The sequence below is a fragment of the Streptomyces silaceus genome, assembly GCF_001419745.1.
In the GTDB taxonomy this organism is placed as follows: Bacteria; Actinomycetota; Actinomycetes; order Streptomycetales; family Streptomycetaceae; genus Streptomyces; species Streptomyces silaceus.
This window is the reverse complement of record NZ_LIRJ01000056.1, coordinates 1-21,445: the sequence shown is the minus strand read 5'-3', so window position 1 is coordinate 21,445 and position 21,445 is coordinate 1. Positions and strand designations below refer to the sequence as shown.

The following is a 21,445-nucleotide window of genomic DNA, read 5'->3' as shown; positions in this document are numbered from 1 at the left end:
CCCGTACGGTGCGCTCAGGCGTGACGACGTACACAAGAGGGAGACATCCGATGGGCCACGAGGCACTCATCACCGGCATCGGCGGCAAGGACCCGAAGATCGATCAGGACTCCTTCACCGCGCCGACGTCCGTCGTGCTCGGCGAGGTGACGCTGCACGCCGGGGCCAGCGCCTGGTACGGCGCGGTGCTGCGCGCCGACTGCGGGCCCATCGTGGTGGGCGCCCACAGCAACATCCAGGACAACTGCACCCTGCACGTCGACCCCGGCTTCCCCATCACGATCGGCGAGCGCGTCTCGGTGGGCCACAACGCCGTGCTGCACGGCTGCACCGTCGAGGACGACTGCCTCATCGGCATGGGCGCCACCGTCCTCAACGGCGCGGTCATCGGCGCCGGTTCGCTGGTGGCCGCGCAGGCGCTCGTGCCCCAGGGCATGGAGGTGCCCCCGGGCTCGCTCGTGGCGGGCGTGCCCGCCAAGGTGCGCAGGCAGCTGACCGACGAGGAGCGCGAGGGCATCTCGCTGAACGGCACGTTGTACGTGGAGCTGGCCAAGACCCACCGCTCCGCGCACTCCGGCGGATGAGTCAGTCGGCGGCGGGGACGGGCCGCGCCTCGGCCACGGGGGCCGGGGCGGCCGCCTCGGCCTCCGCCGCCGCCTTCTTGGCCCGGCGCTTGACGAACAGCATCGAGCCGACGCCGATGAGCACGGCGATGCCGAGACCCACGTACGAGAAGCGCTTGAGCCAGTCCTCGGCGACCACGCCGATGTAGTAGATGACGGCGGTGGTGCCGCCCGCCCAGATGATGCCGCCGAGGACGTTGGCGATCAGGAACTTCCAGTACGGCATGCGCAGGACGCCCGCGAGCGGTCCGGCGAAGATGCGCAGCAGCGCGACGAAGCGGCCGAAGAAGACCGCCCACATGCCCCACTTCTGGAAGGACCGCTCGGCGGTCGCCACGTTCGCGGCGCTGAAGTGCTTGGGGAACTTCCGCTCCAGCCAGGCGAGCAGCGGGCGCCCGCCCTTGCGCCCGATGGCGTATCCGATCGAGTCCCCGATGATGGCGCCCGCGGTGGCGCACGCCCCGAGGATCACCGGGTTGAGGTCGCCGTGCTGGGAGGACAGCAGGGCCGCGGAGACCAGGACGATCTCACCTGGGAGCGGGATGCCCAGGCTCTCCAGTCCGATGACGAGGCCCACCAGCAGATAGATGCTGACGGCCGGTACGTGCTCCAGCCACTCCTGGACGTGCAAGCCGGTTCCTCCCGATCAAGTGCTTTGTACCCGGCGTGCGCGCCCCCCTCGGCCACGCACGCCGGGCAGCCTACCCGGATGGGGTCATCCGGCCGGAACGGTGTCCCAGAGGTCGCACCGGTGGGTCTCGCCCACCCGCGTGTCGATCGCGTTCCCGCCCGCCGGCGCCGTGCGCAGCGACAGCACCTGTCCGGGCCGGGTGCGCTGGTCCGGCACATGGGGCCGGCCTGCGGCGCACGGCACTCCGTCCCGGACGAAGGAGCCCCGGCACCGCACCATCTGCCGCGACAGCGCCCGCTGTTGGGCGTCGAACGGCGAGGTCGGGCCGAAGTGCCTGAAGAGGCACTGCACTTCGTTGACATGGGTCGCGCCGAAGTCGAAGTCGGTGCCGAGCGCGCGCAGCGAGGCGAACCCCGGCTACGCCTACGAGTTCGCCGACCGCACCTCGCCGCAACCGCGGGCGGCGAGCGCGTTGTTCAGGCGCAGCGTCGGACAGGCGAACGCGCGATCGCCGAGCGCCGCGCCGTAGGCGTGCGTCGGCGAGGCGTGCTCGGTGTGCCGCCCCTCGGCGGTGGATTCGCCGCGGAGCCAGCCCGTGTCGGTGCGCACGAGCGTGCTCCCGACGGCCGACGGGCCGCCGTTCGCCTGGGCGGGCAGCGGCACGAGGGCGGCCGGGGCGGCCGCCGCCAGGACGGCGACGACCGACGCGGCGCGCCGTATCCGGCCCCTGCCCGCGCTCTCTCTTCTCCCGCTTCCGCGCCTTCTCCTCATGAACCGGCTCCCTTGATGTCGATGGACGTGGAGAGGGCCAATTCACGTGCGGATGTGCCGACATGGACGGTGCGGCGGCCGGTGCCGAGCTGCCAGACGTGGCGCTTCGCGTCCCAGGCCGAGAGGGCGCGCTCGTCGACGCGCACGGTGACGCGCCGCCGCTCCCCGGCCCGCAGCACGATCCGCCGGTACCCGGCGAGCGCCCGGTCGGCCTGCGCCTGCCGCAGATCGGGCGACGGACCCACATACACCTGCGCGACGGTCACCCCCTCGCGCGCGCCCGTGTTGCGCACGACGAAGCTCACGTCGACGCCGGGCCCGGAGACACGACGAACCGTCAGATCGCTGTAGGCGAAGGTGGTGTACGACAGTCCGTACCCGAAGGGGAACAGCGGCCGCACCCCTTCGGCGTCGTACCAGCGGTACCCGACGTGGATGCCCTCGGAGTACTCCTCGACGCCGTCGACTCCCGGATAGCGTCGCGGATCTCCCGCCGTCGGGTGGTGCGCGTCGTCGACCGGGAAGGTCTGGGTGAGCCGCCCTCCCGGGTCGCAGTCCCCGAACAGGACGGCGGCGGTGGCGGCCGCGCCCTCCTGTCCGGGGTAGTACATCTGGAGCACCGCGGCGGTCCGCTCCAGCCACGGCATGGAGGTGGCCGACGAGGTGTTGAGGACGACGGTGGTGCGCGGGTTCGCCGCGGTCACCGCCCGGATCAGCTCCTCCTGGTGGCCGGGCAGCGCGAGGCTCGTGCGGTCCTGCCCCTCGGTCGCGTCCTCGTAGGCGAAGAGGACGACGGTGTGCGCGCCGCGCGCCGTCCGTACCGCCTCGGCGACGTCCGCCGCGCGCGTGGCGGCGGTGACGCGGCGGATCCGGAACGTCTGCCCCTGGTCGCCGCCCCGCGCGGTGATCCGCAGCCGGTGCCCGCCGCCCGTCAGGGGCACGGTGGCGCGCCGCACGTTCAGCCCGTCGGGCGCGGTGGAGACGAGGCCGCCGGAGAAGAACTCCCCGACGCCCGGCACCGGCGGGAAGAGCTCGGTGCCCGCCAGCTCCACCTCGGGCCGCTCGCCCGAGTAGTGGATGACGAACGTCCACGCGTCGGCCTCGTCGAGCGTCAGCGTCCCCTCGTACGTCCACTCCCTGCCCGCGGCCACCCGCTGCTCCTCCGCGTCGAAGGCGGGGCTCAGGGCGCTCCGGGGGATCTCCTTGCCGTACAGGTCCTCGCCCGGCGCGTAGGTGACGCGTGCGCCGCGTCCGGCGCGCTCGGTGAGGGCGTCGAGCGGGCTGTCCGCCCGGTCGGGGACGACGTGGGCGCTGCCGCCGCCGCTGACGAAGGGGTGGCGGCCCGTGGGGCCGATGACGGCGATGTCGCGGGCGGCGCGACCGGTCAGCGGGAGGGTCCGGTCGGTGTTGCGCAGCAGGGTGGCACCCGCCTCGGCGACGGCGCGGGCGACGGCGGCCCCGGCCTCGGGGTCGCGCTCGGGGCGCTCCGGCACGCTCTCGCCGAGCAGCCCGAACCGCTCCATCACGCCGAGGATCCGGCGCACCGAGCGGTCGAGGTGCGCCTCGGGGACGCCGCCGTTCGTGACGGCGCGCTTGAGGGCTGCCCCGAAGTGGGTGCCGTCCGGCATCTCCATGTCGAGCCCCGCGGCGAGGGCCCTGCCGGTGCTGTGCTGGGCGGACCAGTCGGTCATCACCCATCCCTCGAAGCCCCAGCGGTCGCGCAGGACGTCGTCGAGCAGCGGCTTGTTCTCGCAGGCGAAGGTGCCGTTGACCTTGTTGTACGCGCCCATCACGGCGCCGGTGCCCGCGCGTACGGCGGCCTCGAAGCCGCGCAGTTCCGTCTCGTGCAGCGTGCGCTCGTCGGCCCGCACGTCGATCGACATGCGGTCCTTCTCCTGGTTGTTCAGGGCGAAGTGCTTGACGGTGGCGATGAGGCCCTCGCCCTGGATGCCCCGGATCTCCTCGGCGACCAGGTCGGCGGCGAGCAGCGGGTCCTCGGTGAAGGTCTCGAAGTTGCGGCCCGCGTACGGCGTGCGGATGAGGTTGACCATCGGCGAGAGCAGCACGTCCTGGCCAAGGGCCCGGCCCTCGCGGCCGATGACCTGGCCGTAGGCGCGGGCGAGCGCGGGGTCGAAGGCGGCGGCGAGCATCACGGGCGCGGGCAGGGCGGTGGCGCGGGCCGCGACGCGAACGCCCGCGGGGCCGTCGGCGAGGCGCAGCGGCGGGATGCCGAGGCGCGGCACTCCGGGGACGTAGCCCGCCTGGCCGAGGCTCTCCGGGTCTCTCGCGCCGTGCAGCAGGGAGATCTTCTCGTCGAGGGTGAGCCCGGCGACGAGGGACTCGACGCGGGGGCCGGCGCCGGGGCCGCGTCGCGCGCGGCCCGCCGCGTGCGAGGGCACCGCCAGGCCAGCGGTGGCCGCGGCCGCCACGGCGATCGCGCCGGCGGCGAACCCGAGGGCGGAGCGCCGGGACACGGAGTCGGACATGGGCCGTCACTTCCTTCTGTGCCTTCTGTGCGCGGACACGGCCTTGTGAGGCGAAGCGTGTACACGTGCCAATGGCGGGTCGTCGTTCAGCCTTTGAACGCACTATGCGACAGGGCCGACGTGACACACCGTTAGACACCACGAGGAGCGGCGGGAAAACCACGACCGCGGATGACTCGTGTCAACAAGGTGAACGAAGAGGGCTGATCAGCGGGACGGTTCGACGGGGACGGCACGCGTCAGGCCGCGGACAGGCCCCGGACAGCACTTCGCCGGACGGGGACACTCCCCGTCCGGCGACAAGCACGGTCCGCGTCGGTTCAGCTCGGGTTGTTGGGCCGCAGGGTCCACACGACGGTCATCTCGCCCGTCACCGCGCCGTCCTCGCGCCGGATCTCGATGGCGACCGGGAACTCGGGGCGCTCGCCCGCGTCCAGCTCGGCGACCACGTCGGCGGCCGGGCGGCCGAGGGTCGCCGTGGCGGTCACCGGGCCCATGGCCAGCTTCTTGTACGCGATCTCGGCGCTGACGGCGAGCGGTACGGCCCGCGAGAGCTGCGCACCGAACGCGGCGAGGACGATGGCGCCGCTCGCGGACTCGCCCAGCGTGAACATGGCGCCGGCGTGCGGGCCGCCGACGTGGTTGTGGTAGTCGCTCTGGTCGGGCAGGGCCACCACGGCCCGGTCCGGCGCGGTCTCACGGAACTCGAGGTTCAGGGTCCTGGCCATCGGCACCGTGGCGGCGAGCATCTCGCCGATCGACATCTGGTCTGCGCTCATGACGGCGATGTTACCCACGAGTAGTGACCCTTGGCCAGGGACGGGCGGCGCGGAGATCACCGTCACCTAGGGTGGACGCCCATGTGGCAAGGACAGCAGCCGCCCGGGGGAGAACAGAACCCTCAGGGCCCGGGAGGAAATCCCTACCAGCAGCCGGGATACCAGCAGCCCAACCCCTATGAGGGGCAGGCTCCGTGGAACGCCCCGACGGTGCCGGGCGGGCCCGGGACCACCGCGCCCGAAGCGCCGCACGGCGGCGGCGGAGGCGGCAGGTCCACACTGATCGCCCTGGTCGCGGCCGGCGCCGTCGTGGTCGCCGCGGGCGTCGCCGGCGCCCTGCTCCTCGGCGGCGACAAGGACGACACCGCGCGGCCCGACCCCACTTCGTCGGGCTCCCCCGCCCCGACCGGCTCCGCCGACGACAACCTGCGGGCCGGCGACGGCATGCCGAAGCCGACCGTGCCCGGCTGGAAGGTCGTCGTGAACCCCAAGCGCGGCCTCGCGTTCGACGTCCCGGCGGAGTGGTCCCTGGAGTCGCGGGACTGGGCCGGCGGCGTCGTGGACGAGAAGGACGCCGAGGACGAGAACGCCAAGTTCCTCGCCGCCTTCGCCGCCCCCGCCTACTTCAAGGAGAAGTGGTGCGCGAGCGACGACGACAAGGACGGCACGAACGACTACACGTCGCTCGCCGCCGCGGGCACCCGGGGCAACCGGGGCGCGAAGAGCCCCGAGGAGGCCGCGCGCGAGGACGCGACGGGCTGGGTCTACGGCGCGTACGCACAGCCCGAGAAGAGCAGGGTCACCACCGGGCCTGCCGAGTCGTACACCACCGCGTCGGGCCTCCGGGGCAGCCTGGTGACCGCGACGTCGAGCGGGACCGCCAAGGACGGCAGGTGCGACTCCGACGGCAAGGCCACGGTGTTCGCGTTCAAGGACTCCGGCGGCGAGATCGCCTCCTGGTCCTTCCACGGGGCCCGGGGCGTCGAGGGTGAACTCCCGGACGCCACCGTGAAGAAGATCCTCGCGACCGTGCGCGAGTACGAGTCGCCGGAGGACTGACCGCGGCCCGGCGGCCCGCCCGCGCACTCCCCCCGGGGCGGCTGTGATCTTGTGTGATCGCTCCCCGTATCGTTGCCCGCCATGTGGCCAGGACAGCAGCCGCCCGGGGGCGAGCAGAACCCGCAGGACCAGAGTCAGAACCCGTACCAGCAGCCGGGGTACCAGCAGCCGAATCCCTACCAGCAGCCGGGATACCAGGCGCCCAACCCCTATCAGCAGCCCGCCGGCGGACAGCAGGGCCAGTGGAGCGCGCCCACCGCGCCCGTCGGTGTGCCCCGGGCGACACCTCCGGGCGGCAGCGGCGACGGGAACGGCGGACGCGGGAGCAAGGTCAAGATCGTCTCCATCGTCACGGCGGCGGCCGTGGCCGTGGCCGCCGCCGTGACCGGATTCGTGGTGCTCGGCGGGAACGACGACGACAAGGACGCCAGGGCCGACTCCGCCGCTCCGTCCGGGGCCGCGTCCGACGCCTCGGGAGCGCAGAAGCCGGAGCCCGGCGCCGACGGCGACGACGAGCGCGGCACGGACAACGGCCTCAAGCCGACCGTGAAGGGCTGGAAGGTCGTGGTGAACCCCAAGTGGGGCACCGCCTTCGACGTGCCGCCGGAGTGGGAGATACAGAACCCCGGCTCGGCCATCGCCTTCGAGGACAACAAGACCGGCAAGCCGCTGATGACGATGTCTGCGCCCGCCTATCTGAAGTCCAAGTGGTGCACCGCCGACGACAACAAGGACGGCAGGACCGAGGACCACGAGCTGGCGGCCGTGGGCACCAAGGGCGCCAAGGGCGCGAAGAACACCGACGAGGTCGCGGTCAACCAGGTCGGCTGGTGGATCTACGCCGCCTACACCCAGCCGGACAAGAAGAGCTTCACGTCCGACGAGAAGGCCGAGCCGTTCACCACGAAGTCCGGCATCAAGGGCAGCATCGCCTGGGCCAGGTCCAAGGACACGCCCATGCGGGGCAAGTGCGCCACGGACGGCAAGGCGATCACCTTCGGCTTCAAGAACTCCGCGGGCGACTACGTGGCGTGGAGCCTGTACGGCGCCACGGGAGTGAAGGACGAGATCCCCGAGGAGACCGTGATGAAGATCCTCAGCACGGTCCGCACACACGGCGATCCGACGGAATCCTGACGCTTTCTGCCCTTATCTGCGTACGTTCCGCGCGGCATCTGCATACGTTCCGCACGTCCGTGACGGTTCCGGTGCCGTCCCCCACGGGGGACGGCCGTGGCACCCGGCCCCACGGACCTCTATGGTTACTGGCCATGTGGCCAGAACAGCAGCCGCCCGGGGGCGAGCAGAACCCGCAGGACCAGAATCAGAACCCGTACCAGCAGCCGGGGTACCAGCAGCCGAATCCCTACCAGCAGCCGGGATATCAGCAGCAGCCTCCCGCGGGTGGCTACCAGCAGCCGCCGCAGCAGCCGGGCGCCTACTCGCAGCCCGAGCAGTCGCACTGGGCGGCCCCGACGCCGCCGCCCATGCCGGCGACGCAGCAGATGGCCGGCGGCGGCCAGGGCGGCGGCGGAGGCAACAAGACGAAGACCACCGCGATCGTCGCCGCGCTCGCCGTGGTCGTGGCGGCCGGTGTCACCGGCTTCCTGGTCTTCGGCGGCGACAAGGACAAGGACGACGAAGCGGGTCCGGCCAAGCCCTCGAAGTCCGCGTCGAAGAAGCCCGACCCGTCACCCACCGACGACGGCAACGCGCGCGGTGAGGGCGGCGTGGACAAGGCGACGGTCCCCGGCTGGCAGGTCGTGGTGAACCCGAAGTGGGGCACCGCCTTCGACGTGCCCCCGGACTGGAAGGTCGAGACGCCGGACACCTTCATCGCCTTCGACGACCGCAAGGACGAGGGCACGAAGACCATCATCGGCATGTCCGCGCCCGCGGTCTACAAAGAGAAGTGGTGCACGTCCGACGACGACAAGGACGGCGAGCCGGACGACACGTCGCTCGCCGCGGTCGGCACGAAGGGCCAGAACGGCGCCAAGAACACCGAGGACATCGCGCGCAACGACTCGGCCTGGTGGGTCTTCGGCGGCTACACCGAGCAGACCAAGGCCGACAAGAAGAAGATCAAGATCAGCAAGATCGAGGACTACACCACCAAGTCCGGCATCAAGGGCAGCGTGGCGACGTCCACGACGTCCGGCGCCGCCACCTCGGGCAAGTGCGACTCCGAGGGCAAGGCCACCACGTTCGGCTTCAAGAACGAGGCCGGCGAGTACGTGGCCTGGACGCTCTACGGCGCCAAGGGCGTCAAGGAGGAGGTCCCGGACGCCACGGTGAAGAAGATCCTCAGCACCGTCCGCTGGAGCGAGGCCGCGTCCGACGAGTCCTGAGCCACCGGGGCCCGGCGGCGGCCAGCAGGACCGGCACCGGCCGCCAGGCCCCGCACCGCGCCCGGACAGTCCCCGGCACCACACACCGCGCCACACCGGAACAGCCGCACCGGAACAAACGGTTTGGCAGTTCGGGTGTCCGCCGGGGATAGTCCCGGGGTGACGACTCCCGCCCCCACTTCTCGCCGCCCCACCTGGGCCGGGCGCAACTACACACTGCTGACCGCCGCCGCGATCGTGACGAACCTCGGAAGCCACGGGGCGTTGATCGCGGCGGCGTTCGCCGTCCTCGACGCGGGCGGCGACGGCGGGGACGTCGGACTCGTGGCCGCCGCGCGGACGCTGCCGCTCGTGCTGTTCCTGCTCATCGGCGGGGCCGTCGCCGACCGGCTGCCGCGCCACCACGTGATGGTCGCCGCCAACGCCCTCAACTGTATCTCGCAGGCCGCCTTCGCCGCGCTCGTCCTCGCGGGCGAGCCGCGGCTGTGGCAGATGATGCTGCTCACCGGCCTCGGCGGCGTCGGGCAGGCCTTCTTCGGGCCCGCGGCCGAGGGCATGCTGATGTCCTCCGTCAGCGGCGAACAGGCGAGCCGGGCGTTCGCGCTGTACCGCATGGCGATGCAGGGCGCGGGCCTGGGCGGCGCCGCGCTCGGCGGTCTGATGGTCGCGGTGCTCGGCCCCGGCTGGGTGCTCGCGGTCGACGCGGCGGCCTTCGCGGTCGCCGGGGCGCTCCGCTCCTTCCTCGACGTCAGCCACATCCCGGAGCGCGCGCCCGGCGGCGGGCTCCTCGCCGACCTGCGGGACGGCTGGCGGGAGGTCACCGGGCGGCCCTGGCTCTGGTCGATCGTCGCCCAGTTCTCGGTGGTCGTGGCGGTGGTGGGCGCCGCCGAGTCGGTGTTCGGGCCGCTGGTGGCGCGCGACGAACTGGGCGGCGCGGGTCCGTGGGGCCTCGCGCTCGGCGCGTTCGGCGCCGGGACCGTCGGCGGCGCGTTCCTGATGATGCGGTGGAAGCCGAAGCGGCTGCTGTTCGCGGGCACGCTGTGCGTCTTCCCGCTGGCCGCGCCCTCGGCGGCGCTCGCGGTGCCGCTGCCGGTCGCGGGCCTGGCCGCGGTGATGTTCGTCAGCGGGGTGGCGATCGAGGTGTTCGGCGTCTCCTGGATGACGGCGATGCACCAGGAGATCCCGGAGGAGAAGCTGTCACGCGTCGCCGCCTACGACTGGTTCGGCTCGGTCGCGATGGTGCCCCTGGCGACCGCGCTCGCGGGCCCCGCGGAGTCGGCGTTCGGCCGCACGCCGTCGCTGTGGGGCTGTGCGGCGCTGGTGGTCCTGGTGACGGCGGCGGTGCTGTTCGTCCCCGACGTCCGCAACCTGACGCGTCGTACGAAGGAGGTGGCGGCCGGTCCCGAACGGGTCACCGACGACACCGCGGCGGCCGCCGCTTCGGCACCCTCCGCTCCCTCCGCTCCCTCAGCCGATGCCGAAGGCGCCGTCGGGCGGCTCGGGTGAGGGCACCGCGTCCTCGTCGTGGACCGGGCGCGCGTCCCCGATGAGGCGCCGCAGCGCGTCGCCTTGCTCGACGCGGGCGGGGAAGGCGTCGGACGCCGCCCGCCGGGCGAGCGCCGCCACGTCGACCGGGTCGTGCGAGGCGACGACCACCGCGTTCCCGAAGCGGCGGCCGCGCAGCACGGCCGGCTCGGCGATCAGCGCCAGCTCCTCGAAGACCTCGGCGAGGGTGGCCAGCTGGGAGCGGAGGAAGGCGAAGGGCGCGCCGTCGGCGAGGTTCGCGGTGTAGTGCCCGCCGGGCCGCAGCACGCGCTCCGCGGTGCGCGCGTACGCGACCGTGGTGAGGTGCGCGGGGACGCGAGAGCCGCCGAAGACGTCGGCGACCAGGACGTCGGCGCTGTCGTCGGGCGCCGTCTCCAGCCACTGCCGGGCGTCCGCGCCGTGCACGGCGATGCCGCTTCCCGGCGCCAACGGCAACTGCTCGGCGACCAGTTCGAGCAGTCCGTGGTCCGCCTCCACGACGTCCTGGCGGGAGCCGGGGCGGGTGGCGGCGAGGTAGCGGGGCAGCGTCAGGGCGCCGCCGCCGAGGTGGACGACGTCGAGCGGATCGCCCGGTGCGGCCACGGTGTCCAGGACGTGGGCGAGCCGCTGGGCGTACTCGAACTCCAGGTGCGTGGGCGCGTCCAGATCGACGTACGACTGCGGCGCTCCGTCGACGGTGAGCAGCCAGGCCCGCGCCCGGTCGACGTCGGGCATGAGCTTGGCGGTGCCGTGGTCCACCTGCCGGGTCACGGGCAGGGCCTCCCCCGCGCCGGGCCCCTCTTCACCGGGCACCTCTTCGCCGCGCCCTGCCGCGCCGGGCCCGGCCGTACCGAGTTCCTCCACGCCGCGCCCGTCCTCGAACTCGTGCTCGTCCACGTCGTCCATTGTGCCCGCCCGCCCCGGGAGGCCGGTGCCTCCCGGGGCGGGCGGGACGGGATGTGACGCGGTCCGTCAGGCGAGGCCCGTCACCGTGCCGGCGCCGACCGTGCGGCCGCCCTCGCGGATCGCGAAGCCGAGCCCCGTCTCCAGCGGTACGTCACGGCCCAGTTCGACCGTCATCGTGACCGTGTCGCCGGGGCGGGCGACGGCGGCCTCGCCGAGGTCGACGTCGCCGACCACGTCCGCGGTGCGGATGTAGAACTGCGGCCGGTAGCCGGTCGCGATCGGCGTCGTACGCCCGCCCTCGCGCGCCGACAGGACGTACACCTGCGCGGTGAAGCGCCTGCTCGGACTGACGCTGCCGGGCGCCGCGACGACATGGCCGCGGCGTACCGCGTCGCGGGGCAGACCGCGCAGCAGCAGCGCCACGTTGTCCCCCGCCTGCGCCTCCTCCATCGGCTTGCCGAAGGTCTCCAGGCCCGTGACCACCGTCTCGGTGTCCGCGCCGAGCACCTCCACGCGGTCGCCGAGCCGGACGGTGCCGCGCTCCACGGCGCCGGTGACGACGGTGCCGCGCCCGGTGATGGTGAGCACGTTCTCGACGGGCAGCAGAAAGGGCGCGTCGAGATACCGCTCGGGCATCGGTACGTACGTGTCCACGGCGTCGAGCAGCGCCTCGATGGCGGCCGTCCAGCGCGGGTCGCCCTCCAGGGCCTTGAGCCCCGAGACGCGTACGACGGGGACGGCGTCCCCTCCGTACCCGTGCGCGGAGAGCAGGTCGCGGACCTCCAGTTCGACGAGGTCGGTGAGCTCCTCGTCGCCCGCGTCGGCCTTGTTGAGGGCGACGACGATGTGGTCGACGCCGACCTGGCGGGCGAGCAGCACGTGCTCCGCCGTCTGCGGCATGATCCCGTCGAGGGCCGAGACGACGAGGATCGCCCCGTCGAGCTGGGCCGCGCCGGTGACCATGTTCTTGACGTAGTCCGCGTGGCCCGGCATGTCCACGTGCGCATAGTGCCGGGTGTCCGTCTCGTACTCGACGTGCGCGATGTTGATGGTGATGCCCCGTTGCGCCTCCTCCGGCGCGCGGTCGATGCGGTCGAAGGGCACGAAGGTGCCGGTGCCGCGCTCGCTGAGGACCTTGGTGATGGCGGCGGTCAGGGTGGTCTTGCCGTGGTCGACGTGGCCCATGGTGCCGATGTTCAGGTGCGGTTTCGTGCGGACGTAAGCCGTCTTGGACATGCCTGTTCCTTCCAGGAACAAAGAGTGATGGCCTCCTTGAGTGAGGCGGGGACCCCGGAACCGCACCGACCCTCCCCCTGCGGGGTCCGCCGGAATGTCCGGAGAGGGTCAGCTTCGGGCGCCGTCGAATGCGGCTGTGACAGCGGCAGCGACATCGACTGCGACGTCGGCTGCGGCCAGGGCGAGGAGGGCAGCCTGCACAGCGTCCGCGACTGCGGACGGAGCTGTGGGAGAGGCGTGCCGGAACATGAGGCCGATCATTGCCGATGGACGCGGGCACGTCGAATGAATTTCGCCCCGAACGGCGCGCCGCGGTCGACGAGTTGCCCCACCCCGCGTTCCCGACGGATCTCCCGCAGGAGGCCGCTTCAGCCGCTGAACACGGCGTTGCGCCGGAGCAGTTCCGCGCACCACCGGAAGTGCCCGTCGCGGTCGTCCAGGCCGAAGAGGTCGTACGTCGTGAGGGCGTACACGGCCTGATAGGTGGTGAGCGCGGTCGGCGCGTACCCGAGTTCCCGGGCGAAGAGCCCGGTGAGTTCCCTGGCGTGCTCCTGGGCGTACGGCCCGTACATGTCCCAGACGGCAGCGGTGACGGCGGCCTCGAAGGCCGGGTCGCCTGCGGTCGTGCAGAAGCCGAAGTCGAGCACCGCGACGGGCCGGCCGGCCGCGTCGACGTGGATGTTGGGCGGGACGAGGTCGCCGTGGACCGCCGTCACCGGGGCGTCGGGGAGCGAGCGCAGCGCCTTCTGCGTGCGGGCGACTCCCGCCTCGAAGTCGGGCACGCGGGCGGCCAGGGCGGCACCGTGCCGGGCGGCGGCCCGGGCGACCAGGGCCGCGAGCGCGTCGCGGAAGCAGTCGTGGTCCTGCCACAGCGGACGGTCGTCCCCCTGCACCGTCAACCGGCGCATGGCCGCGGTGCCCGGCACGGAGGCCAGCCCGCGCAGCACGGTGAGCAGCGCGTCGCGGTGCCCGTCGGAGAGCTCGCGCTCATGGACCTCGTGTGCGGAGTCGCCCCGGATCGGCTCCCCGGGCAGCTCACGCTCGTACGTCACCACGACGCCGTCGCGGTCCTCGACGTCGAGGACCTCCGGCGTACGAAACGGCAGAGGGTGCCGCGCGAGATCGGCGTACACCTGTCGCATGACCCCGAAACCGGCCGGCGGCCGACCGCCCCACACCTTGGCGGCCAGTCCCTCACCCAGCCGGTAGACGACACCCTCGACACCGCCACCGATCCGCCGGACACCGTCGTACCCACGATCGGCGAAGTACCCGAGCCAGAGGTCGGGGCCCGGGGCTTGCGCGTTCAAGGTGTTCTCCCTTCACGTACCTGAGTCGACCTCAGAGATTCTTCAGCGCCTCCCGTACCGACAACGGTGCCAGCCTGCTCCGTTCCCGGGTGACGAAGGCGCGTACGGCCTCCGGGTCCGTCTTGGCGTACTCCCTGAGGCACCAGCCGATCGCCTTCCGGATGAAGAAGTCGGGGTGCCCTGCCTGGCGTGCGCAGTAGGTGAAGAGGCGGTCGGTGTCGGTGGCGTCCTTGTGGCGGAGCTGGTGGAGGAGGGCCGTGCGGGCCACCCACAGGTTCTCGTCCTCGATCCACTCGTCCATCACGGTCCGCAGCGCGGGGTCGGCCGCCACGAGCCCGCCGACGACGTGCGCGGCGAGCGCGTCGACCGTGTCCCACCAGGGGTGCGTCGTCACAAGGTGCCGGGCGACGGGCAGGAAGCCGGACGAGCAGCGCTTCACATGGCGGCGCAGGTAGTCGACGGCGAAGTACGCGTACTCGCGCTCCGGCAGCTCCCAGCAGGCCAGCGCGACCGCCGCGCAGTCGTCCTCGTCCGGCCGCGCCGTCCCCGCGAGGACGGTGCGCGAGACCTCCCGGCGCACCGGCGAGGTCAGTCCGAGGAAGGGGGCGACGTCCTTCATGTACGCCCTCATCTGCGCGGCCCGCTCCGGATCGGCCGCCGCGGGGTAGGCCGCGACGAGCCGTTCGACGAGGGTGTCGGCGAGGTCGCTGCGCAGACCCGGACGCCTGACTTCGTTCAGCACCGTTCTCGGGACTGTGACGCTCATGAGACGCACCATACGGCGATCAGACACACGAGGCGGTTAATCTTCCCTGATGCTCGAGACCGCAACCACCCGACCGCAGGGCCTCGCCGTGCGGTGTTCCAGGGCGCTGCTCTCGCCGTGGTCGCGGCTGTCCCTGCTGGTGGTCCTGCTCGCGGCGGCGGCCACATGCGTCCTGCTCTTCGAGCCGCAGCGGATCCTGTCCGACGGGTGGCCCGCCCAGCTGGGCGGCGCCACGGCGGTCGCCCTGTACGCCGTGGCGTACGGGGCGTGCACCGCCGCGTTCGTGCCGCGTCCGCTGCTGAACCTGGCGGCGGGCGCGCTCTTCGGTTCGCAGGCCGGGCTCGTCGCGGCGCTCACGGGCACCGTGCTCGGCGCCGGGATCGCCTTCGGGCTCGGCCGGATCCTGGGTCAGGACGCGCTGCGCCCGCTGCTGCGGGGCCGCTGGCTGAAGGCCGCGGACGGCCAGCTCAGCCGGCACGGCTTCCGGTCGATGCTGGCGGTGCGGCTCTTCCCCGGGGTGCCGTTCGCCGCGGCCAACTACTGCGCGGCGGTGTCCCGCATGGGCTGGCTGCCGTTCCTCCTCGCCACGGGCCTGGGGTCGATCCCCAATACGGCCGCGTACGTCATCGCGGGCGCCCGCGCGTCGACGCCGACGTCGCCCGCCTTCCTGATCGCGATGGGGTTCATCGCGGTGACGGGTCTCGGCGGGGCGGCGGTGGCGTGGTGCAAGCGCCACCACCTGCGCGGGCGCTGAGTCGCCGGGGCACTGGTCCGGTCCCCGTACTCCCTGGAGCGCCCGGAGAACTCTCAGAGCGCTTCGAGGACCGTCGCGTTGGCGAGCCCTCCCGCCTCGCACATGGTCTGCAGCGCGTACCGCGCGCCGCGCGCCCGCATCGCGTGGACGAGCGTGGTCATCAGACGGGTGCCGCTGGCGCCGAGCGGGTGGCCGAGTGCGATGGCCCCGCCGTGCACGTTGACCTTCGCCGGGTCGGCGCCGGTCTCCTGGAGCCAGGCGAGGACGACGCTCGCGAAGGCCTCGTTGACCTCGAAGAGGTCGATGTCGTCGAGGGTCAGTGAGGCCCTGCGCAGGACCTTCTCGGTGGCGGGCAGCACGCCGGTGAGCATGAGCAGCGGGTCGGAGCCGGTGACGGCGAAGCTGTGCAGCCGGGCCAGGGGGCGCAGGCCGAGCCGGGCGGCGTACTCGCTCGTGGTGATCAGTACGGCGGACGCCCCGTCGTTGATGGGGCTGGAGTTCCCCGCGGTCACGGACCAGTCGATCTGCGGGAAGCGCTCGCCGAAGCCCGGGTCGTAGTAGGCCGGCTCAAGTCCGGCGAGGACTTCGGGGGTGGTGGCGGGGCGTACGGACTCGTCGCGGGTCAGGCCCGCGATCGGGGCGGTCTCCGCGTCGAGGAGGCCGGCGTCCCAGGCGCGCGCGGCCCGCTGGTGGGAGGTCGTGGCGAAGACGTCCATCGGCTCGCGCCCGATGCCCCACTTGGCGGCGATGAGCTCGGCGCTGATGCCCTGCGGGACCAGTCCCTCCGGATAGCGCGCGGCGACGCCGGGCCCGAACGGGTCGGCCCCCGCGGGCACGTTCGACCACATCGGTACGCGGCTCATCGACTCCACTCCGCAGGCGACGACCAGGTCGTACGCGCCCGACATGACGCCCTGGGCCGCGAAGTGCACGGCCTGCTGCGAGGAGCCGCACTGGCGGTCGACCGTGGTGGCGGGCACGGACTCGGGGAAGCCGGCGGACAGGACGGCATAGCGGGTGGTGTTCATGGCCTGTTCGGCGACCTGGTCGACGGTGCCGCCGATGACGTCGTCGACCAGGGCCGGGTCGATTCCGGCGCGCTCGACGAGGGTGCGCAGGGTGTGGGCGAGGAGTTCGACGGGGTGGACGGAGGCGAGGGCTCCATGGGGCTTGCCCTTGCCCACGGGGGTGCGTACGGCTTCGACGATGACGGCGTCACGCATGATGCGGTCCTCTTTCGACGACCAGTGGGAACGACCACTGGAGCTACCGGTAAGTAGGAAATCCGAACTCACGATAACCGAGAGGGTTGGAAAACAAAACTCACTGAGTAGGAAATCTGAACTCTCCATCCCCGGCCCCCTACACTGCCCGCATGAAGGATCCGCGCCCCTGCTCCATCGCCGACACGCTCGCCCTGGTCGGCGAGAAGTACTCCCTGCTCGTACTGCGCGAGGTGTGCCTCGGCAACGAACGCTTCGACCAGCTGGTACGCAACATCGGCGCGCCCCGCGACATCCTCGCGACGCGGCTGCGCCGCCTGGTGGAGGCGGGCGTCCTGGAGAAGGTCGCCTACAGCGAGCGCCCGCAGCGGTTCCTCTACCGCGCGACGCGGGCCGGCCTCGAACTGGAGCCGGTCCTGATGACCCTCATGGCATGGGGCGACCGCCATCTGCGGGAGGATGACCGCCCGATGGTCCTCGAACACATCTGCGGCCACGAGCTGGTGCCGGTGGTGACCTGCTCGGCCTGCGGCGCGGCGGTCGAGCACGACGACCTCACCGCGCACCCGCAGTCACCCGGGTGGACCACGACGGGCCCGTCGACGACGACCACGAAGTGACCGGAGTCGGCCCTCCCACCGTCCCGTAACCCAAGCCCGCTACGCTGCCCCCACGACGGGGGCGAGATCACCCTCGCGTCCCGGCATTCCGCCTCGGTCACCCCACAGTCACTTGGACGGCGCAGCTTTCATGTCTTGGCTTGAATCCTTCATCCTCGGGCTCGTCCAGGGACTGACCGAGTTCCTCCCGATCTCCTCCAGCGCGCATCTGCGGCTGACCGCGGCGTTCGCCGGCTGGCACGACCCGGGGGCCGCGTTCACGGCCATCACCCAGATCGGCACCGAGGCCGCCGTACTCATCTATTTCCGCAAGGACATCGCACGCATCCTGTCGGCGTGGTTCGGCTCGCTCTTCGGCAAGGTGCCGCGCTCGGACCACGACGCGCAGATGGGCTGGCTGGTCATCGTCGGCTCGATCCCGATCGGCGTCCTCGGCGTCACGCTCAAGGACCAGATCGAGGGCCCCTTCCGCGATCTCCGCCTGATCGCCACGACGCTGATCGTGATGGGCATCGTGCTCGGCATCGCCGACCGCCTGGCGGCCCGTGACGAGACGGGCGGCAAGCACCGCGCCATCCGCCACCGCAAGGACCTCAAGGAACTGGGCGTCAAGGACGGCCTGATCTTCGGCATCTGCCAGGCGATGGCGCTCATCCCCGGCGTCTCCCGCTCGGGCGCCACGATCAGCGGCGGCCTCCTCATGGGCTACACCCGCGAGGCCGCGGCCCGCTACTCCTTCCTCCTCGCCATCCCCGCGGTGCTCGCCTCCGGCGTCTTCGAGCTGAAGGACGCCGGCGAGGGGCACGTCTCCTGGGGCCCGACGATCTTCGCCACGATCATCGCCTTCGTGGTCGGCTACGCGGTCATCGCCTGGTTCATGAAGTTCATCACCACGAAGAGCTTCATGCCGTTCGTCTACTACCGCGTCCTCCTCGGCATCGTCCTGATCATCCTGGTGGCGACGGGGACGCTCAGCCCGCATGCGGGGGAATCGGCGGGCTGACCCGCGCACAAGGGTGCGCGCGGCGGGATCGTCCGGTCCGCCACCTGCTCCCCCTCTCACCACGACCACGACGCCCCGTCCCCTTCTTGGGACGGGGCGTCGTCGTGTTCGCTTCGCCCGGCGAGTGGGCGAGGACCCTGGCGTCCCGTTTGACCTTGACACCGTGACAAGGCCTTCACTGCTTGCCAAGGAGGTGGTCCGATGACGATCACTGCACAGGACACGGAAGCGCTCCGAGCGCTGCGGGGGCTGGAGGACGCCGATGCGTCCGTACGACTGCGGGCCGCTCTGACGGTCGGTACGACGCCCGACCCCCGCTTCGTCGACAAGCTCGTCGAACGGTCCGCGGTCGAGCCCGAGTTCTTCGTACGCGACATGCTGACCTGGGCGCTCACCCGGCACCCGGTTTCGCTGACGCTCCCCCGGCTGCTCCACGAGGTCCGTTCGGAGCGTACGCAGGCGCGCAGTCAGGCACTGCACACGCTGTCCAAGGTCGGGGATCAGCGGGCGTGGCCCGCGATCACACGGGACCTGTTGACCGATGCCGACGACGAGGTGGCGCGGAGTGCCTGGCGGGCCGCGGTCGTGCTCGTGCCGGAGGGCGAGCAGCCCGCGTTGGCCGAGGTGCTGGCGACGCAACTGGGGCGCGGGGAGCGGGAGACGCAGCTGAGTCTCAGTCGGGCTCTCGTCGCACTGGGCGACGTGATCGTGCCGGCGCTGGACGCGGCGGCGACGGCGCCCGACCCGCGCGTACGCACCCACGCGCTCGCCACCCAGCGGCTGCTGCGCGACCCGGACACCGGGTTCGAGTTCGCGATCGAGGAGGCGAAGCGGGTCGTGGTGCTCGGCGGTGCCGGTCAGGCGGGGCAGCACGGTTCCGGCGACGAGGTCGGCCAGGGGGACGAGGGAGACCGGGGAGACCAGGGAGCCGAAGGGCATGGCGTCGACCAGGAAGCACCAGGCATCGGCCACGAGGGACAATAGAGCGTGTTGATCGGTGAGGTGGCGCGGCGGTCCGGGGTCAGCGCCCGCATGCTCAGGCACTACGAGTCGCTCGGCCTGGTGCGCCCTTCGGGCCGTACGGGCTCCGGGTACCGGGAGTACTCCGACGACGACATCCGGCGGATCTTCCACGTCGAGAGCCTGCGCTCGCTGGGTCTTTCGCTGCGCGAGATCGGGCGCGCGCTCGACGACCCCGGCTTCGCGCCCTCCGCGCTCGTCGGCGACCTCATCCGCCAGACACGCGAACGCATCGCGGCGGAGAAGGAGTTGCTCACCCGCCTGTCCCGGATCGACGCCGCCGGACCCGCCGGCTGGGAGGACGTCCTCCAGGCCGTCGCGCTCCTCCAGGCACTGGGGTCGCAGAGCCCCGCCGCACGGCAGCGCGCGGCGCTCTCCTCGGCGTCCTCGGCCGACGAGGTCCCGGTGCCGGTCGAGGCCCTGGTCGAGGCGGCGCTGAGCGAGACGGTGCCGAACGTCGCCGGAGCCCTTCGCTGGGCCCTGGCGCGCTCCGGCGACGGCGCCCCGGCGCTGCTGGCCGACGCGCTCGGCTCACCGGTGGCCGCCGTGCGGGAACGTGCCGTTCAGTCCCTCGCCGCGCTGCCCGACGGCGAGGCGACCGAGCCGTTGCGGGGCGCGCTCACGCACCCCGACGCCGTGGTCCGCGGGTACGCGGCCCTGGCGCTCGGGACGCGGGGAGTGGCGGATGCGATCCCGACGCTCGTCGACATGATCGTGGCGGGGCGGAACGACACGGACGCGGCCGACGCGCTGAGCGTGCTGGCGGCCGAGAGCGGGAGCGAGAGCGAGACGGCGGCAGAAGCCGGGGACGGATACGGGGCGGCCGACGCGATCGCGGCCCGGCTCGTCGACCGTATCGCCCACGACGGCACGGAGGCCCGCGCGCGCGGGCGGCTGACCCAGGCGTTGGCAGGCATCCCGGGGGAAACGGCGTCCCGTGCCCTCGTGGAACTGTCCCAGGACGAGGACCGTGCCGTCGCGGTGACCGCGACGTACCTCCTCTCGCTGCGCGACGCACAGCGACAGTGACCGGGGCCGGGGGCGAGGCCGGGAGCCGGTACAGGAGACGGGGACGGGGACAGGGACAGGGACAGGGACGGTATCCGGGACGGAGACCGGCGGACACGGCAATGCCGCTGGCGTCGAGCACCTCCATACACGACGCCAGCGGCTGCCGACTCATCCGGAACGGGGGCCTGGTCCCGGATGTCCCGCAGTAACTTCGGCAGGGGGCCCCCTTCTGGATGCGCCCCTTTTATTCAGACATACGTCCGACCTCGGTACGTCACGACTGAGGACGGCTGCCGTGGTTGGCCGCGTGCTTGCGGCGGGCCTTCTTCTTGCGGCGTCGCTTCGAGGACATGGCTTCACCGACCGCTTTCCATAGAGGGTGGGGGTTTTACAGCCATATCTACCGTTTCACACGGGTGCGAGACCGGCGACCGGGCGCCGTGATCACTTGGTGGAGGTGTGCGGTAGCTGACAGTTCCGATTGTCGTAGCCATCCCCTAGGCTTGACGCCATGCCCTTAACCCCACCGCCCCCTGGCCCCGTGCGGTCTTCTGTCGAACTGAACGAGCGGATTCGCGGCCTTTGGCTGCGCGCCGGCGGTCGTCTCTCCGCCGAACAGCGCCGTGAATACGAGCAGTTGGTGACGGAGTGGGCGACCGCCGTCCGCGAGGAGGTCGTGAAGGCCGCGTAGTCGACCGCGCAGTCGCAGGGAGTTCCGTCGCGTCAGCCGTTCACGCACCGCCGCGTTCCGCCAAGAACGCGTCGATCCGGCCGAGCGTGTCCACCGTGTCCCTGTGGACATGTCCCACCATTCCCAGCGCTCGCGCCGCCTCGACGTTCTCCACCACGTCGTCCACGAACAGCGTCCGGTCGGGCTCCGTGCCCGTGCGCCGCAGCGCGATCTCGTAGATGCGGGGATCCGGCTTGGCGCAGCCCACCTCGCAGGACAGGACCACGTGGTCGGCGACGTCCAGGAGTCCGCCCTCGGTCATCCTTCTCCGCAGGTCCGGCCATGTGTTGCTGACGACCGCCGTCGCCACACGACCGGCCCCGCTGTCCACGCCCCGGAGACCCCGCAGGCCCCGCAGACCGCGCAGCCCCGCCACCAAGACCTCGTCCCACGTCTCCCGCGCCGCCAGGTCCCGCCGTATCTCGGCGGCCACCTCCGCGCCGACGTCCAGCCGACGCGCGATCGTGCGCCACCACGCGTCCTCGGTGACGGCACCGATCAGCACTCCGGAATCGTTGCCTTCGTAGAGCGCCGCGAGAAAGTCCCGCGCGGAGATGCCGAGCCGCGCGCCCCACGCGGCCGCGGCGGCGGGCAGATACTCCCGGACCAGCACTCCCCCGACGTCGATCAGCACCCCCCGGG

At 72.2% G+C, this 21,445-nt stretch carries 23 protein-coding genes; 11 read left to right on the top strand and 12 right to left on the bottom strand.

All coding sequences use genetic code 11. The features are described 5' to 3' along the window. The first annotated feature begins 50 nt into the window (after positions 1 to 50). Positions 51 to 584 carry a gamma carbonic anhydrase family protein gene (locus tag AOK22_RS06395; protein WP_055697589.1) on the top strand — a complete coding sequence of 178 codons (534 nt, stop codon included), beginning with the start codon at positions 51 to 53 and terminating at the stop codon, positions 582 to 584. A gap of 1 nt (position 585) precedes the next feature. Here AOK22_RS06395 and AOK22_RS06390 read toward each other — a convergent pair whose 3' ends face one another. From AOK22_RS06390 to AOK22_RS06370, 5 genes are all read right to left on the bottom strand, one after another. Further along, the gene (locus AOK22_RS06390; RefSeq protein ID WP_055697588.1) at positions 586 to 1,254 is read right to left on the bottom strand and encodes a DedA family protein; all 669 of its coding nucleotides are present in this window, start codon (positions 1,252 to 1,254) and stop codon (positions 586 to 588) included. A gap of 84 nt (positions 1,255 to 1,338) precedes the next feature. Beyond that, complete coding sequence (locus tag AOK22_RS06385) at positions 1,339 to 1,605, bottom strand: hypothetical protein (protein ID WP_055697587.1); 267 nt, start codon at positions 1,603 to 1,605, stop codon at positions 1,339 to 1,341. A 72-nt stretch (positions 1,606 to 1,677) separates the two neighbouring features. Further along, a complete protein-coding gene (locus tag AOK22_RS06380; RefSeq protein ID WP_055697586.1) occupies positions 1,678 to 2,025 on the bottom strand; it encodes a hypothetical protein in 348 nt (115 codons plus the stop codon). Beyond that, entirely contained in the window at positions 2,022 to 4,511 is a 2,490-nt protein-coding gene (locus tag AOK22_RS06375) for a beta-glucosidase family protein (protein ID WP_055697585.1), read from the bottom strand. The genes AOK22_RS06380 and AOK22_RS06375 overlap by 4 nt, the downstream gene beginning before the upstream one ends. Positions 4,512 to 4,831: 320 nt before the next feature. Then, the gene (locus tag AOK22_RS06370; protein ID WP_193433274.1) at positions 4,832 to 5,290 is read right to left on the bottom strand and encodes a DUF4442 domain-containing protein; all 459 of its coding nucleotides are present in this window, start codon (positions 5,288 to 5,290) and stop codon (positions 4,832 to 4,834) included. Between the two features lie 81 nt (positions 5,291 to 5,371). Between AOK22_RS06370 and AOK22_RS06365 the strand changes: the two genes are divergently transcribed. From AOK22_RS06365 to AOK22_RS06350, 4 genes are all read left to right on the top strand, one after another. Further along, entirely contained in the window at positions 5,372 to 6,349 is a 978-nt protein-coding gene (locus AOK22_RS06365) for a DUF8017 domain-containing protein (RefSeq protein WP_055697583.1), read from the top strand. Positions 6,350 to 6,430: 81 nt separating this feature from the next. Then, positions 6,431 to 7,486: a DUF8017 domain-containing protein gene (locus tag AOK22_RS06360; protein WP_055697582.1), complete on the top strand. Its 1,056-nt coding sequence runs from the start codon at positions 6,431 to 6,433 to the stop codon at positions 7,484 to 7,486. A gap of 134 nt (positions 7,487 to 7,620) precedes the next feature. Beyond that, positions 7,621 to 8,700 carry a DUF8017 domain-containing protein gene (locus AOK22_RS06355; RefSeq protein ID WP_055697581.1) on the top strand — a complete coding sequence of 360 codons (1,080 nt, stop codon included), beginning with the start codon at positions 7,621 to 7,623 and terminating at the stop codon, positions 8,698 to 8,700. Positions 8,701 to 8,859: 159 nt separating this feature from the next. Next, the gene (locus AOK22_RS06350; protein ID WP_055697580.1) at positions 8,860 to 10,206 is read left to right on the top strand and encodes an MFS transporter; all 1,347 of its coding nucleotides are present in this window, start codon (positions 8,860 to 8,862) and stop codon (positions 10,204 to 10,206) included. Here AOK22_RS06350 and AOK22_RS06345 read toward each other — a convergent pair. The 4 genes from AOK22_RS06345 to AOK22_RS06330 all read right to left on the bottom strand — a co-directional run bounded on the left by AOK22_RS06345 (position 10,168) and on the right by AOK22_RS06330 (position 14,442). Then, the gene (locus AOK22_RS06345) at positions 10,168 to 10,959 is read right to left on the bottom strand and encodes a spermidine synthase (RefSeq protein ID WP_055697597.1); all 792 of its coding nucleotides are present in this window, start codon (positions 10,957 to 10,959) and stop codon (positions 10,168 to 10,170) included. The genes AOK22_RS06350 and AOK22_RS06345 overlap by 39 nt on opposite strands. A gap of 237 nt (positions 10,960 to 11,196) precedes the next feature. Continuing rightward, entirely contained in the window at positions 11,197 to 12,366 is a 1,170-nt protein-coding gene (gene tuf, locus AOK22_RS06340) for an elongation factor Tu (protein ID WP_055697579.1), read from the bottom strand. 368 nt (positions 12,367 to 12,734) lie between these two features. Beyond that, positions 12,735 to 13,676 carry a phosphotransferase family protein gene (locus tag AOK22_RS06335; RefSeq protein WP_055697578.1) on the bottom strand — a complete coding sequence of 314 codons (942 nt, stop codon included), beginning with the start codon at positions 13,674 to 13,676 and terminating at the stop codon, positions 12,735 to 12,737. 31 nt (positions 13,677 to 13,707) lie between these two features. Next, positions 13,708 to 14,442, bottom strand: a complete 735-nt coding sequence (locus tag AOK22_RS06330; protein WP_055697596.1) for a DNA alkylation repair protein — start codon at positions 14,440 to 14,442, stop codon at positions 13,708 to 13,710. A gap of 49 nt (positions 14,443 to 14,491) precedes the next feature. Here AOK22_RS06330 and AOK22_RS06325 point away from each other — a divergent pair, with 49 nt between their 5' ends. Continuing rightward, positions 14,492 to 15,196: a TVP38/TMEM64 family protein gene (locus AOK22_RS06325; protein ID WP_079036382.1), complete on the top strand. Its 705-nt coding sequence runs from the start codon at positions 14,492 to 14,494 to the stop codon at positions 15,194 to 15,196. 53 nt (positions 15,197 to 15,249) lie between these two features. Here AOK22_RS06325 and AOK22_RS06320 read toward each other — a convergent pair whose 3' ends face one another. Continuing rightward, positions 15,250 to 16,419 carry a thiolase family protein gene (locus AOK22_RS06320; protein WP_055697576.1) on the bottom strand — a complete coding sequence of 390 codons (1,170 nt, stop codon included), beginning with the start codon at positions 16,417 to 16,419 and terminating at the stop codon, positions 15,250 to 15,252. Positions 16,420 to 16,571: 152 nt separating this feature from the next. Between AOK22_RS06320 and AOK22_RS06315 the strand changes: the two genes are divergently transcribed. The 4 genes from AOK22_RS06315 to AOK22_RS06300 all read left to right on the top strand — a co-directional run bounded on the left by AOK22_RS06315 (position 16,572) and on the right by AOK22_RS06300 (position 20,091). Beyond that, positions 16,572 to 17,039, top strand: a complete 468-nt coding sequence (locus tag AOK22_RS06315) for a winged helix-turn-helix transcriptional regulator (protein ID WP_055697575.1) — start codon at positions 16,572 to 16,574, stop codon at positions 17,037 to 17,039. Between the two features lie 130 nt (positions 17,040 to 17,169). Further along, a complete protein-coding gene (locus AOK22_RS06310) occupies positions 17,170 to 18,042 on the top strand; it encodes an undecaprenyl-diphosphate phosphatase (RefSeq protein ID WP_055697574.1) in 873 nt (290 codons plus the stop codon). 201 nt (positions 18,043 to 18,243) lie between these two features. Next, positions 18,244 to 19,026 (top strand): HEAT repeat domain-containing protein, encoded by a 783-nt coding sequence (locus tag AOK22_RS06305; RefSeq protein ID WP_244164704.1) that lies wholly within the window; start codon positions 18,244 to 18,246, stop codon positions 19,024 to 19,026. A gap of 3 nt (positions 19,027 to 19,029) precedes the next feature. Continuing rightward, complete coding sequence (locus AOK22_RS06300) at positions 19,030 to 20,091, top strand: MerR family transcriptional regulator (RefSeq protein WP_055697573.1); 1,062 nt, start codon at positions 19,030 to 19,032, stop codon at positions 20,089 to 20,091. A 256-nt stretch (positions 20,092 to 20,347) separates the two neighbouring features. Here AOK22_RS06300 and AOK22_RS44160 read toward each other — a convergent pair whose 3' ends face one another. Beyond that, the gene (locus tag AOK22_RS44160; RefSeq protein WP_466231358.1) at positions 20,348 to 20,425 is read right to left on the bottom strand and encodes a 50S ribosomal protein bL37; all 78 of its coding nucleotides are present in this window, start codon (positions 20,423 to 20,425) and stop codon (positions 20,348 to 20,350) included. A gap of 189 nt (positions 20,426 to 20,614) precedes the next feature. On the opposite strand from AOK22_RS44160, the gene AOK22_RS39540 reads away from it, so the two are divergent. After that, positions 20,615 to 20,764, top strand: coding sequence for a hypothetical protein (locus AOK22_RS39540; protein ID WP_425264005.1), 150 nt, complete (start codon positions 20,615 to 20,617; stop codon positions 20,762 to 20,764). Between the two features lie 40 nt (positions 20,765 to 20,804). On the opposite strand, the gene AOK22_RS06295 is transcribed toward AOK22_RS39540, so the two are convergent. Beyond that, positions 20,805 to 21,445 (bottom strand): HAD-IA family hydrolase (locus AOK22_RS06295; protein ID WP_063795205.1); only part of this gene is annotated, 641 nt, incomplete at its 5' end.